Genomic DNA, 13,571 nt, shown 5'->3' with positions numbered 1-13,571 from the left:
TAAGCAACTATTTATTGGTTTTTTTATCAACTAACACAGCTAATAAGATAACCACCCCTTTTACGATCATTTGATAATAAGCATCTACCCCTAACATATTGAGACCATTATTTAAAAAACCTAATATTAATGCACCAATTAATGTACCTATAATTTTACCTTTACCGCCTGACATGCTCGTGCCACCAAGAACAACCGCTGCAATCGCATCCATTTCATAACCAGTACCAGCAGTAGGCTGTGCCGATGATAGTCTTGCAACTTCAATGGTACTAGCTAATGCGCAAAGTAATCCACTAAGTGCATAAACCGTAATTTTGACTCGATCAACATTAATCCCTGAGAGTTTTGTGGCAGCTTCATTACCACCTAAAGCATAAATATAACGACCTAAACGGGTATATTTTAATAAGTACCATGCAGCAATAAATACCATCGCCATGATAATAATTGGCACAGGAATCGCAAAAACCCGACCAAAAGCAAACCACTCGAAAAGTTCTGAATTATCATTCATACCCGTCGATATTGGACTACCTTTTGTATAAACCTGTGTTACTCCACGTAAAATGAGCATCATAACTAGCGTAGCAATAAATGCTTGTATTTTACCTTTTGCAATGATCAGACCAGAAAAAGCACCTAATAACGATCCTAAAGCTAAGGATAAGGCTATCGCAATAAAGGGGGAGATGTCTGAACCAACTAAAGAAGCTGTGATAGCACCAGCTAAAGCAAAGGTAGAACCTACTGTAAGATCAATACCGGAGGTTAAAATTACTAAAGTCATACCTACCGCAATGATCGCGTTAATAGATGTTTGCTGTAAAATATTGAAAAAGTTATTTAAAGTGAAAAAGTTATCACTTAAACATGAAACAATTGCGATTAAAATAAGTAATGTTACTAATGATTTTTGTTCAATTAAAAAATTCTTGAACGTTTTATTTTGCGACATCGACTCTCTCCTGTGATTTTCCAACGGCAGCAGCCATAAGTTTTTCCTGTGTCGCGTCACTAATTGAAAATTCGCCAGTCACAGTTCCGTCGTAAATAACTAAAATTCTATCGCTCATACCTAATACCTCAGGCATATCAGATGAGACTAAAATAACGCTCAAACCCTGCTGTTTAAATTGATTAATCAGTTGGTATATCTCTTTTTTAGCACCTACATCAACTCCTCGCGTTGGTTCATCTAAAATTAAGATACTTGGTCGAGTCATTAATCCTTTAGCAATAGCGACTTTTTGTTGATTACCACCTGATAAGAGCCCAATAATTTGGTTAATTGAGGGCGTTTTGATGTTAAATAAGCTAACAAAATCCTCAACAGCTTGTTGCTCATTTTTAAGTTGTAATTTACCAAACTGATTAGCGAAATAACTCAATGCATTGAGTGACATATTGTCCTTAACGGACATACCTAAAATTAGTCCATCTCTTTTCCGGTCTTCAGAAATATAGACAATGCCGTGTTTTAAACCATCTAACGGCGAATTCACTTTTATTGTTTTTCCTTTAAGTATAATAGAGCCAAACTTCGCTGGATTGGCACCATAAATCATTTTCATTAATTCAGTTCGCCCTGCCCCCATTAAGCCTGAAATACCAAGTATTTCGCCTTCGTAAAGTTTGAAACTGATATTGTTTACTCCTGCACCAGTTAGATTTTTAACTTGCAGTGTTACCTCTCCATGTTCTTTATTGATGCGAGGATATTGTTCTTCAAGTTTTCGTCCAACCATCATTTCAATAAGGGAATTTTCATCAAGTAGTGCAACTTTCTTTTCGCCAATAAATTGTCCATCTCGTAAAACAGTAACGTCATCACAGATTTCAAAAATTTCTTTTAATCGATGAGAAATATAAACAATTCCACAATTTTGCTGTTTTAGTTTGTGAATAACTTCAAATAATGATGCCGTTTCTGTTTCGGTAAGCGCATCGGTAGGTTCGTCCATTATGATAACTTTGGAATTAAAGCTAAGTACTTTAGCGATTTCAACCATCTGCTGTTCACCTATCGATAACTCACTAATAAGCTTACGACTATCATAAGTTAAATGTAGTTCAGCTAATAATTTGTCAGCTTGGTCATATGTTTTTTTCCAATCTATACAGCCAAATTTATTAGTAAACTCTCGACCTAAAAATATATTTTCGGCAATAGTAAGTTGTGGTATTAAATTTAACTCTTGATGAATGATGCCGATACCTGCTTCTTGTGATGATTTTGGTCCTTTAAAATTTACTTTATTGCCTAAGTAAATAATTTCACCCTCATCTTTTGAGTAAATGCCAGTTAACACTTTCATTAGAGTAGATTTTCCGGCGCCATTTTCACCAATCAATGCCATTACTTGTCCAGCTCGAACATTTAAATTTGCGCCTGTTAATGCTTTTACTCCGGGAAAAGATTTATGAATATTAATAAGCTGTAATAAATTATTGTGCATAAATTCCTCATCGCTTAATTAAAACAAACCTTTTTAAAACAACATTTAAAAAATGACACCCGATTGCAAAATAATATTTGCAAATGGTGTGCACTCACCGGTTCTGATAACGGCTTTGCAATGATGCGTTTGTTTTTTTAGCATTTCGTGAGGAAAATAAATAATTTCTATTTTATTGTTCTGAATTTGTTCAATCTGACTGATTCTTTCTATAATTTCTGCCAAAATTTGAGGATTTTTTTCTTTGATTTCTGTAGCAAGTATTACTTTTTCTATTTGCATCTCTTGTGAAATTAATTCGAAAACTTGCATAAATGATGGGATACCATAAGTAAGTGCTAAATCAATTCGTAAGGTTGTATTAGGTATAGGTAAGCCTGCATCCCCGATTGCAATTTGATCAGTGTGCCCCATTTTAGATAGTACTTGGTAAATATCAGAATTAAATAGTTGGCCTTTGCGCATAACAAATCCCTTTTAAAGATAGTTAACAAGGAATATCGAAACGTTTCGATACATAATCTTGTAACGAATAAGAGTTTCTTGCAATGTTTAAAATTCAAACTTGTGATCTCGATCAATATTCATGCTCGGTATAAAATTCATTTAATGAATCAATATGGAATAATTTAAGCTAATAGTCTGATTTTCTGCTAAATGAAATCATTTTAAAGATGTATTCAATGAAACAATGCGTTGTAATACTCTGAAAATTTTGCCTTAGCTATTGGTATAACTTATACACATATTGATAATGAATTTTTAGTTAAAGTTTGCTAAAATAGACCGATTTTAAATTATTTATCTGGAGAATTTTATGGCAGGTCATAGTAAATGGGCCAATACCAAACACCGCAAAGCAGCACAAGATGCAAAACGCGGTAAAATCTTTACCAAAATTATTCGCGAACTTGTAACTGCAGCTAAACTTGGTGGTGGCGATCCAGCGTCTAACCCTCGTCTACGTGCTGCTATGGACAAAGCATTATCGAACAACATGACTCGAGATACCATGAATAGAGCTGTTGCTCGTGGTGTGGGTGGTGAAGATGATACAAATATGGAAACTATCATCTATGAAGGTTATGGACCAGCAGGTACTGCGGTAATGGTTGAATGTTTAAGTGATAACCGCAATCGTACTGTTTCTGAAGTTCGTCATGCTTTTACAAAAACTGGTGGTAATTTAGGTACTGATGGTTCAGTCTCATATTTATTCACGAAAAAAGGCGTTATTTCATATCCGGCAGGTACTGATGAAGATCAAGTAATGGACGCAGCGCTTGAAGCTGGAGCTGATGATGTCGTAACCTATGACGATGGTGCAATTGATGTGTTTACAACACCAGAATCATTTGGTGAAGTTAAAGATGCTCTTGATGCAGCTGGTTTAGTGTCAGAAGCAGCAGAAGTATCTATGATTCCAGCAACTAAAGTTGATCTTGATATTGAATCTGCACCTAAATTACTTCGTCTTATTGATATGCTTGAAGATTGTGATGATGTTCAAGAAGTTTATCATAATGGTGAAGTTTCTGACGAGGTTGCAGCAACGCTTTAATGGCCATTATTCTTGGCATCGATCCAGGCTCTCGTTTGACAGGTTACGGAGTAATTCGTCAAACGGGACGACAACTCACTTACCTTGGCAGCGGATGTATTCGTACTGCAGTTGATGATCTTCCTACCCGTTTAAAACGCATATATGCAGGTGTGAGTGAAATTATTTTACAATTCCAACCTGATATGTTTGCTATTGAACAAGTATTCATGGCACGAAATGCCGATTCTGCATTAAAATTAGGCCAAGCAAGAGGTTCAGCAATTGTGGCAGCGGTAAACAATGACCTACCTGTTTTTGAATATGCGGCGCGTTTAGTCAAACAAAGTGTAGTTGGGACTGGTGCTGCCGACAAAAAACAAGTGCAGCATATGGTTAAATTATTACTTAAGTTACCTGCAAGTCCTCAAGCCGATGCAGCAGACGCATTAGCTATAGCTATTACCCATGCTCATATGAGTCAACTATTAATCAAATCACATAAATAAATCAGTTCTTATATTCTTTCAACGCAAATCACTTTTGGCATAGCAAATAAAGAACCATTTCCAAGCTTAATTATTCCTTAAAAAATATTAAACTAAATCATTAATAAAATAATCAATGAAAACTAACATAAAAAAAGCACCAATACTATTGGTGCTTTTAACTTATATTAATAATAGGTTAACTTTTATTAACTATTTTTAGTATTACTGTCATAGTTAGATGGTAAAACGACTTTGTTCTTATGTTTAGTAAACAGTTTGGTTACAAACAAGAAGAATAATGGAACATAGAATATCGCTAAAAATGTTGCCGTTATCATGCCACCGATTACCCCTGTACCTACCGCATTTTGGCTAGCAGATCCAGCTCCAGTATTTAGTGCTAATGGTAATACACCTAAAATAAACGCAAATGATGTCATTAGAATTGGACGTAAACGTAAACGACAAGCTTCTAACGTTGCATCAATTAAGGACTTACCTTCTTTTTCTAGTGCATCTTTAGCAAATTCTACAATCAAAATAGCATTCTTAGCAGATAATCCCATCGTAGTTAATAGACCAACGATAAAGTAAATATCATTATCAAGGTCTCTAAACATAGTCGCATATACGGTACCAATAATACCTAATGGTATAACGAATAGGATTGAAATTGGTACTGTCCAGCTTTCATATAAAGCTGCTAACGATAAGAATACTACAATAAGTGAAATAATATAAAGTGTTGTAGTTTGAGAGCCTGTTTGGCGTTCTTGATATGAAATATCTGTCCAGTCAAATGAGAAACCTTTAGGTAACTGTTTAGATAATTCTTCCATTACTGCCATAGCTTGACCAGAACTCATACCAGGCGCTGCTGAACCACTAATCTCCATTGCAGCTACACCATCGTAACGAACAAGTGATGGAGAACCATAACTTTTTGTTGTGGTTGCAAAAGCATCATAAGGTACCATTTCACCTTTTTGGTTTTTCACATGCCAAAAACTGAAATCATCAGGTAGCATTCTATAAGCCGAATCAGATTGTAAATACACTTTTTTAACACGGTTATTATATACAAAATCATCAATATAAGCAGAACCTAATGCAGTTGAAAGCACTGTATTAACACTACTTACAGCCACACCAAGGGCTTGAGCAGTTTCAAAATCCACATTAATTTTATATTGTGGAACATCTAACATACTACCAGGACGAACTTGCTGTAATTGTGGTTCATGCATGGCTTGACCCAATAGTTGGAAAAATGCGCCCATCAAAGCATCATGACCAAGACCAGCCGAATCTTTTAACATATAAGAAAAACCATTGGCCATACCAAGTGATGGTACTGCTGGGACATTGGTGATAATGACACGGCCTTCAGTGATCGTTGAAGCAAATCCCCAACCACTGCCAACTAAGGCATCAACTGTTTGATCTGGGCGTTTACGCTCATCCCAATCTTTTAATCGAATAAAGCCAAGCCCCATGTTCTGTCCACGACCAACCAGACTAAAACCAGCAACGGTAAAGATTTCTTTCACTGAATCGGCTTTTTGCGTCATATAAAAGTCAGAAGTTTTATTAAGCACGCCCATCGTTTGTTCTAATGTAGAACCTGGTGGTAATTCAACCAAAACAATCAAGACACCTTGATCTTCATTTGGTAAGAAACCAGTTGGTAAACGGTTAAATCCAAATACTAAACCTACAACAATCAAGGCATAACAAATAAATGAAATAATTGGATAACGAATAAATTTAATTACACCTTTTTCATAGGCATGCAAACTCTTGTCATATAAATTATTAAATCTATCAAAAAACCATTTAGTTCCAGCAGAACACCAACTAAATGGCGCCATGGTTACGAGTTTTTCACCAAAAGTTGTTTTCTTAACTTTAGATTTTGATGGTGCTTTTAAAATTTGCGCACAAAGGGCAGGCGTTAATACAATTGCCATCAGTACTGATAGAGACATAGAAGTTACAATTGTAATAGAGAATTGACGATAAATTCCCCCTGCTGCACCACCATAAAATGCCATTGGTACAAATACAGCTGAAAGTACCACGGCTATCCCAACTAATGCAGAAGTAATTTGTTCCATTGATTTAACGGTTGCATCATAAGGAGATAGACCTTCATCATGCATAATACGTTCAACGTTTTCGATAACTACGATGGCATCATCGACCAGAAGACCGATGGCGAGAACCATAGCAAACATGGATAACGTATTGATAGTAAATCCACAAATATATAAAACCGCAAAAGTACCTAACAATACGACAGGTACAGTAATAGTTGGAATAAGTGTAGAACGAAGATTTTGTAAGAATACATACATTACGATAACAACCAAAATAATTGCTTCGATTAATGTATGAATTACGTTATTAATAGATAATTTGACAAAAGGGGTTGTATCATAAGGATACGCAAATTTAATGTCTTCAGGAAAAATCTGAGATAATTCCTGAATTTTTTTATCTACTTCTGCTGATGTATCTAATTGATTAGCGCCTGTCGCCAAATAAATACCTAAACCAGCTGAAGGTTTACCATCATAACGAGAAAGAAAGTTATAGTCAGCAGCACCAATCTCAACCCTTGCCACATCTTTTAATAAAACATTTGACCCATCAGTGTTAACACGGACTAAAATATTTTGAAATTGCTCAGGTGTCTTTAAACGTGATTGAGCAGTAATTGTTGCATTAAGTTCTTGCCCTTCTGTTGATGGTAAAGCACCAAGTTGCCCTGCAGTAACCTGCGCATTTTGCGCTTGAATAGCAGCAGTAATTTCTTCAATAGATAAATTAAAATAGTTCAGTTTGTTTGGATCTAACCAAACACGCATTGCATATTCAGAACCAAATAACTGAGTATCCCCTACGCCTTGCACACGGCGAATGGGATCTTGCACTGTTGAATAAATAAAGTCAGCAATATCTGCTTGTGTTTTCTGAGGATTGGTAGAATAGAAGCCAATAACTTTTAAGAAGTTAGTATTATTTTTAGCAACCGATACCCCATTTTTTTGAACGCTTTCTGGTAAACGTGATTTGATACTTTCTACTTTATTTAATACTTGAACCTGTGCAAAATCGGGACTTGTTCCTGGAGCAAAAGTCAAAGTAGTTTGTACCACACCTTGTGCACTACTGGTTGATTGCATATAAATTAAATTATCCAAACCAGTTAAGTTTTGTTCAATTAATTGCGTAACAGTGTTTTCAATAGTTTGCGCATCAGCACCTGGATAAACCGCAGAAACAGTAACAGCAGGGGGTGCTATATCAGGATACTGTTCAACAGCTAATAGCTTAATACATAAAGCACCGCCCAGCATCATCATGATAGCAATTACCCATGCAAAAACAGGTCTATCAATAAAAAACTTAGCCATAATTAAATCTACCCCTGTTTTATTTTACATTGTTTTTGATGATGTCATCTAATTGTTCTTGAGAAAGAGTATTAGGCTCACCAACAACTTCTGCCTTCATAGGCATACCTAATTCAACGGCAGTTAAATTAAGTAGACCTGTAGTGATAATTTGTTCACCAATATTGATACCGCTAGTCACTACCCAATAACCACTGATTCCTGTATAAACTTTAATATCTTGACGATACTCAACCGTATTATCTGGTTTTAAAATTTTAGCGGTATATTGACCTTTTTGATTACTTGTAACGCCTTGTTGAGGTACTAACACTGCATTTTTGATAGTCCCCAATGTCAATTGAGGTTTAACAAACATCCCCGGTAAAATTTTACTTTCACTGTTAGCAAATTGAGATCGTAGTGTTACTGTTCCGGTTGTTTCATTAACAGTCATATCTGAAAATTTAACACTACCTGGAAGAGCATATTTTGAACCATCATTAAAAAATAGTTCCACATTATTCCCTTTGACTGGTTCATAAATAATGTTTTCATCTTGAAGATATTTATTATAACGTGTCGCTGCTTCTGTCATATCAACATAAATAGGATCAAGTTGTTGCACTAATGCAAGTGGTGTTGCTTGCCCAGCTGATACTAAAGCCCCTTCAGTCACACTTGATTTACCAATATAACCATCAATTGGTGAGTATACTTTAGTATAATCTAAATTAACTTTAGCAGCATGTTCCGCCGCTTGAGCAACCAATACACTAGCATTAGCTTGTTTAGCATCAGCGGCCGCTTTATCGTATTCTTGTTGGCTTATAGATTTTGTATTTAATAATCCTGCATAACGTTTTAAAGTAAGTTGTGCGATATTAGCGTTAGCTTTTGCACTTGCTACACTAGCAACTGCACTATCATAATTAGCTTGATAAATGGCAGGATCGATTTGATAGAGTGATTGCCCAGCTTTAACATTTGAACTTTCTTCAAATTCTCGGTTCAAAACAATTCCACTAACTTGTGGCCTTATTTCTGCTATTTGTGATGCAACAACCCGCCCAGGTAAATTTATTTTCAGTGTATAATCTAAAGGTTCCACTTTAAATACAGTTACCTTAGGTAATTGGTCATCATCATCATCATCTTGTAACTGATTATTATCACAACTTGTTAATAACAATAGACTAGTTAATGCCATTGGCAGAATAAGTAACAGCTTATTAAATCTCATATAAGAAAGACCTCGGTAACTTAATAATAATTTAGATAATAATGAATTAATTTTATTCAAAAGTAACAAGCGATTTTACAAAAAAAATACACAAAATGTAAGTATCTTTACAGCTTAATAGCACAGAGTTCTAAAAATAACAAAACTGGGATATGATAAGAAATAAATTATATTGTTAAATATGATTCTTTTCGGAAATAAAGTATTATAGGCTAATTGATTTTTTGTGCTATAAAAAAGCTAAAATAAAATGCTATACTAATATTATTATGTATAGGAAGTATCGTTCAAGTGGTTTCAATTTACATTTGTTGTACTCCGTTATCATTTTATTCAATTTTTCTAATATTGGATGATTTGACTCTATATTCAATTTAATTCTGAGATGGTTATTATGGATAATTTACGTATTGTTCTAATTGTTGTTGCATCCTTAGTCATTATAGCTCTATTGATTCATGGGTTTTGGATCAATAAAAGGGAACTTTATTCTTTTGGTTCAGAAAAACGAAAAAAAAATCAAACAAATAATCAACAAAATGAAAATAACTTCATTGATATAATTGAAGATGACGTGATATTGATCACTAAAAATAAAAAAAATAATGAACACCAAGATAATACACCTAAAGAGCCGATTGAGGCAGTTCCTCCTCAGCAAGAAGAATTATTTGTAAATAATGATGAAGAACAGATTAATGATGAAACTATCAGTAAATCAAAACCAATTATTAAAATAAAGAACGATTCTTTCGAAGATGAAAAATTACAACTAAATAAACAACCGCAACAAAATATCCATGATAACGAAGCAAAAACCAATAATGATGCGCATACACCTGCAAAAAATAGTAAAACTCAGAAAGGTAGCTTAAACAAATTCGACGAAGACAATACAGAAATTATTATATTAAATATAAAGGGAATTAATGGTAGTTTATTACAGGGCGATGTACTCCTAGCAAGTATAATGCAATCAGGTTTCCAGTTTGGTGATATGAGAATATTTCATCGTCATGTTGATCCAGCCGGTAATGGTCCTGTGCTGTTCAGTTTAGCTAATATGGTTACACCTGGATATTTGGATCCTGAAACAATGCATGAGTTTACAACTCCTGGTGTCTCTATTTTTATGGTTGCACCTACCGAAGGCAACAACCAACAAAATTTCAAATTAATGCTACAAACAGCACAGCGTGTAGCCGATGATGTTAATGGTGTGGTTTTAGATGATGAACATCGTATGCTAACACCACAAAAAATTGATAGTTATAAAAATCGTATTAAAAAAGCCTGTAACGAAATTTAATCGCAAAAAATTTCAACAATTCTTTAATAAAATGCCACCAATCCTATTTGGTGGCTAGAAACAAAAATTTATATAATGCAGCTATAAATTGATTTAATAACTGTATACTTCATTAATTAAGCAATTTTGATGATTTTCCTAAAAGCTACGTTTTAATTTAAGAGCCCATTATCATGCCACTATCAACTAAAACAGAACATTCAGCTATTCAACCTGATTCGATTGCAGATGTCATAGAACAATTGACTTCACTGCGAAATTTAATCAGACACCATGAGTATTGTTATTACGTACTTGATGCTCCCGAAATCCCTGACTCTGAATATGATAAATTAATAAAACAACTGCAACAAATAGAGCAACAGTATCCAAATCTAATTACAACTGACTCACCAACCCAACGAGTTGGCGGTGCGGCTTTATCCCAATTTGCTTCAATCAAACATGAATTACCGATGCTTTCACTTGATAATGTTTTTGATGAGTCAAGTTTTATTGCCTTTAATAAGAGAGTTAAAGATCGTCTCCATATTACTGAAAACGAGCAAGTTGAATATTGCTGTGAACTAAAACTTGATGGTTTGGCGGTGAGTATATTGTATGAAAACGGGAAGTTCTCAAAAGCGGCTACACGTGGCGATGGCACAACTGGAGAAGACATCACCGCAAATGTACGGACAATTAAAACTATTCCTTTAGTATTAATTGGTGAAAATATCCCTGCCCGCTTAGAAGTACGGGGCGAAGTATTTATGACTCATAAAGGTTTTGCCAAACTTAATGCTGATGCGGAAAAACGAAACGAAAAAGTATTTGCTAATCCCCGTAATGCCGCTGCAGGTTCATTAAGACAATTAGATCCTAAAATTACTGCTAAAAGACCGTTATCATTTTACTGCTATGGTGTTGGTATTATTGAAGGTAGTTCTCTACCTGATACTCATTATGATCGTTTAATGCAATTTAAAGCATGGGGATTACCTGTTAGTGATAAAGTAGAAAAACGACAAGGAGCCCAAGCCGCTTTAGACTATTTTAAACAAATCGGTGAACAGCGTATGTCATTAGATTTTGATATTGATGGTGTTGTCATTAAAGTTAATAGTATTTCATTACAAAATGAACTTGGCTTCGTTGCACGTGCTCCGCGCTGGGCAACAGCATTTAAATTTCCGGCTCAAGAAGAAGTAACACAATTAAACAAGGTGGATTTCCAAGTTGGGCGCACAGGGGCAATTACACCCGTAGCAAGACTTGAGCCTGTTTCTGTTGCTGGAGTTATTGTCAGTAACGCTACACTACATAATAGTGACGAAATAGCCCGATTAGGTATACGAGAAGGTGATTATGTAACTGTACGTCGAGCGGGTGATGTCATCCCTAAAATTGTTGCAGTCTTATTAGATCGAAGACCTACAGATACAAAAGAAATTGTTTTTCCAATTCATTGCCCTATTTGCGGTTCATTAATTGTTCGTGATGAAGGACAAGCAATTTCACGCTGTGCAGGAGGATTAATTTGCCCAGCACAACGCAAAGAAGCCTTAAAACATTTTGTTTCTCGACGGGCAATGAATGTAGATGGGATGGGTGATAAAATTATTGAACAATTAGTCGATAAAGATTATGTTAAAACTCCAGCAGATCTGTATAAACTTAATCTGCCTACCTTATGTTCATTAGATAAAATTGGCGAAAAATCTGCCAATAACTTATTAAATGCATTAAATGCTTCTAAAAATACCACATTAAGCCGATTTATATTTGCTCTTGGTATCCCTAATGTTGGTGAAGTCACTGCGGAAAATTTAGTGAACCAACTTGGAAATTTATCGGCAATCGAAAATGCTTCTCTTGAACAACTGCAAACGGTAAATGATATTGGTGTAGTGATTGCTGAAAGTATCATTGATTTCTTTCAAGAACCTCATAACAGAAATGTGATTGAGCAATTAACCAGTGAAGAAATAAATATTCATTGGCAAGATATTACTCCCCAAGCACAGACAACGATTGTTGATTCCCCATTTTCAGGTAAAACAATAGTGTTAACAGGTACGTTATCGGTTTTAACAAGAGATGAAGCAAAAAATAAATTAAAACAACTTGGTGCTAAAGTGACAGGCAGTGTATCTAAAAATACCGATCTTGTCATAGCTGGAGAAGCAGCCGGTTCTAAATTAGATAAAGCCCAAGAACTCGGAATTAAAGTCATTGATGAGCAAGAAATGTTAAATTTACTTGCCGAGTAAACATAAAAAAATATTGGTTGTCGAGATTGAATTGATTAAAATAACGAAAACCAAATAAGGAGAAAGTTATGCCATTACTAGATAGTTTTAAAGTTGATCACACTAAAATGAAAGCTCCTTTTGTTCGAGTTGCCAAAACTATGGCAACGCCAAAAGGCGACAACATAACAGTGTTTGATCTGCGTTTTACCATTCCCAATAAAGAACTATTACCTGAAAGAGGGATCCATACCTTAGAGCATTTATTTGCTGGATTTATGCGCGATCATCTCAATAGTAAACATGTCGAAATTATTGATATTTCGCCAATGGGATGCCGTACTGGTTTTTACATGAGTCTTATAGGTAAACCAGATGAATCGTTAGTTGTTGATGCGTGGTTAAAATCCATGCAAGATGTTTTAAAGGTTAAATCGCAGAATCAAATTCCTGAGCTTAATGAATACCAATGTGGTACCTATAAAATGCATTCATTAGATGAAGCCAAAGCCATTGCAGAAAAAGTTATACAATCAGGTATCGGTATCTGCCGTAATGAAGAAATCGCTTTAACCGATGAACAGCTTGCTAACATTAATCACTAGGAGATTTTTATGCCAAATGTTGTTATTGACTTTTTAGAAGGTCGTACAGTAGAACAAAAAAGGGAAATGGCAAAACGTGTAACAGTAGCAATTGCTGAAACGCTTAATTGTAAACCAGAAGCTGTACAAATCATTATGCACGAAATATCAAAAGATCAGATCGCCAATGGTGGTGTACTTCGCTGTGATAACGAATAATCATAAAGGTAATTAAATACATCTTTATTTCTAAAATATAAAAAAAACCTCGAAAAATCGTAATATTTTTTGAGGTTTAAATAAATCGATTCTTTTT

At 34.9% G+C, this 13,571-nt stretch carries 11 protein-coding genes; 6 read left to right on the top strand and 5 right to left on the bottom strand.

The window, feature by feature from the left end; genetic code table 11:
- Nucleotides 1-7: 7 nt before the first annotated feature.
- From rbsC to rbsD, 3 genes are read right to left on the bottom strand one after another with little or no spacing between them, the layout of a single operon-like run.
- Nucleotides 8-958: a ribose ABC transporter permease gene (gene rbsC / locus A9G17_RS11470; protein ID WP_065738823.1), complete on the bottom strand. Its 951-nt coding sequence runs from the start codon at nucleotides 956-958 to the stop codon at nucleotides 8-10.
- Entirely contained in the window at nucleotides 945-2,459 is a 1,515-nt protein-coding gene (gene rbsA / locus A9G17_RS11465) for a ribose ABC transporter ATP-binding protein RbsA (RefSeq protein ID WP_065738822.1), read from the bottom strand. Before rbsA ends, rbsC begins: the two co-directional genes overlap by 14 nt.
- Nucleotides 2,460-2,504: 45 nt before the next feature.
- Complete coding sequence (gene rbsD / locus A9G17_RS11460) at nucleotides 2,505-2,924, bottom strand: D-ribose pyranase (protein ID WP_065738821.1); 420 nt, start codon at nucleotides 2,922-2,924, stop codon at nucleotides 2,505-2,507.
- A 352-nt stretch (nucleotides 2,925-3,276) separates the two neighbouring features.
- Between rbsD and A9G17_RS11455 the strand changes: the two genes are divergently transcribed.
- Both A9G17_RS11455 and ruvC read left to right on the top strand, forming a co-directional pair.
- The gene (locus tag A9G17_RS11455) at nucleotides 3,277-4,020 is read left to right on the top strand and encodes a YebC/PmpR family DNA-binding transcriptional regulator (RefSeq protein WP_065738820.1); all 744 of its coding nucleotides are present in this window, start codon (nucleotides 3,277-3,279) and stop codon (nucleotides 4,018-4,020) included.
- The gene (ruvC, locus tag A9G17_RS11450) at nucleotides 4,020-4,508 is read left to right on the top strand and encodes a crossover junction endodeoxyribonuclease RuvC (protein WP_065738819.1); all 489 of its coding nucleotides are present in this window, start codon (nucleotides 4,020-4,022) and stop codon (nucleotides 4,506-4,508) included. Before A9G17_RS11455 ends, ruvC begins: the two co-directional genes overlap by 1 nt.
- A gap of 188 nt (nucleotides 4,509-4,696) precedes the next feature.
- Here ruvC and A9G17_RS11445 read toward each other — a convergent pair whose 3' ends face one another.
- Together A9G17_RS11445 and A9G17_RS11440 are read right to left on the bottom strand one after the other, a co-directional pair.
- Nucleotides 4,697-7,909 (bottom strand): efflux RND transporter permease subunit, encoded by a 3,213-nt coding sequence (locus A9G17_RS11445; RefSeq protein ID WP_065738818.1) that lies wholly within the window; start codon nucleotides 7,907-7,909, stop codon nucleotides 4,697-4,699.
- Nucleotides 7,910-7,928: 19 nt separating this feature from the next.
- Nucleotides 7,929-9,131: an efflux RND transporter periplasmic adaptor subunit gene (locus A9G17_RS11440; protein WP_065738817.1), complete on the bottom strand. Its 1,203-nt coding sequence runs from the start codon at nucleotides 9,129-9,131 to the stop codon at nucleotides 7,929-7,931.
- A 394-nt stretch (nucleotides 9,132-9,525) separates the two neighbouring features.
- Between A9G17_RS11440 and zipA the strand changes: the two genes are divergently transcribed.
- The 4 genes from zipA (at nucleotide 9,526) to A9G17_RS11420 (ending at nucleotide 13,474) form a co-directional block, all read left to right on the top strand.
- Complete coding sequence (zipA, locus tag A9G17_RS11435) at nucleotides 9,526-10,440, top strand: cell division protein ZipA (protein ID WP_176714271.1); 915 nt, start codon at nucleotides 9,526-9,528, stop codon at nucleotides 10,438-10,440.
- 221 nt (nucleotides 10,441-10,661) lie between these two features.
- Nucleotides 10,662-12,692, top strand: a complete 2,031-nt coding sequence (gene ligA / locus A9G17_RS11430; RefSeq protein WP_065739157.1) for an NAD-dependent DNA ligase LigA — start codon at nucleotides 10,662-10,664, stop codon at nucleotides 12,690-12,692.
- A 68-nt stretch (nucleotides 12,693-12,760) separates the two neighbouring features.
- Nucleotides 12,761-13,276 carry an S-ribosylhomocysteine lyase gene (gene luxS / locus A9G17_RS11425; protein ID WP_065738816.1) on the top strand — a complete coding sequence of 172 codons (516 nt, stop codon included), beginning with the start codon at nucleotides 12,761-12,763 and terminating at the stop codon, nucleotides 13,274-13,276.
- 9 nt (nucleotides 13,277-13,285) lie between these two features.
- Complete coding sequence (locus A9G17_RS11420) at nucleotides 13,286-13,474, top strand: 2-hydroxymuconate tautomerase (protein ID WP_065738815.1); 189 nt, start codon at nucleotides 13,286-13,288, stop codon at nucleotides 13,472-13,474.
- The last annotated feature ends 97 nt before the right edge of the window (nucleotides 13,475-13,571 follow it).

This window comes from Gilliamella sp. wkB7, assembly GCF_001693435.1.
Lineage (GTDB): Bacteria > Pseudomonadota > Gammaproteobacteria > Enterobacterales > Orbaceae > Gilliamella > Gilliamella apicola_N.
The sequence above is the reverse complement of the archived record's forward strand: the minus strand, read 5'-3'. Positions and strand labels throughout refer to the sequence as shown.

Excerpts from the sequence above, each read along its gene's own strand:
- rbsC (WP_065738823.1), bottom strand. The coding sequence starts at position 958 with ATGTCGCAAAATAAAACGTTCAAGAATTTTTTAATTGAACAAAAATCA.
- rbsA (WP_065738822.1), bottom strand. The coding sequence starts at position 2,459 with ATGCACAATAATTTATTACAGCTTATTAATATTCATAAATCTTTTCCC.
- rbsD (WP_065738821.1), bottom strand. The coding sequence starts at position 2,924 with ATGCGCAAAGGCCAACTATTTAATTCTGATATTTACCAAGTACTATCT.
- A9G17_RS11455 (WP_065738820.1), top strand. The coding sequence starts at position 3,277 with ATGGCAGGTCATAGTAAATGGGCCAATACCAAACACCGCAAAGCAGCA.
- ruvC (WP_065738819.1), top strand. The coding sequence starts at position 4,020 with ATGGCCATTATTCTTGGCATCGATCCAGGCTCTCGTTTGACAGGTTAC.
- A9G17_RS11445 (WP_065738818.1), bottom strand. The coding sequence starts at position 7,909 with ATGGCTAAGTTTTTTATTGATAGACCTGTTTTTGCATGGGTAATTGCT.
- A9G17_RS11440 (WP_065738817.1), bottom strand. The coding sequence starts at position 9,131 with ATGAGATTTAATAAGCTGTTACTTATTCTGCCAATGGCATTAACTAGT.
- zipA (WP_176714271.1), top strand. The coding sequence starts at position 9,526 with ATGGATAATTTACGTATTGTTCTAATTGTTGTTGCATCCTTAGTCATT.
- luxS (WP_065738816.1), top strand. The coding sequence starts at position 12,761 with ATGCCATTACTAGATAGTTTTAAAGTTGATCACACTAAAATGAAAGCT.
- A9G17_RS11420 (WP_065738815.1), top strand. The coding sequence starts at position 13,286 with ATGCCAAATGTTGTTATTGACTTTTTAGAAGGTCGTACAGTAGAACAA.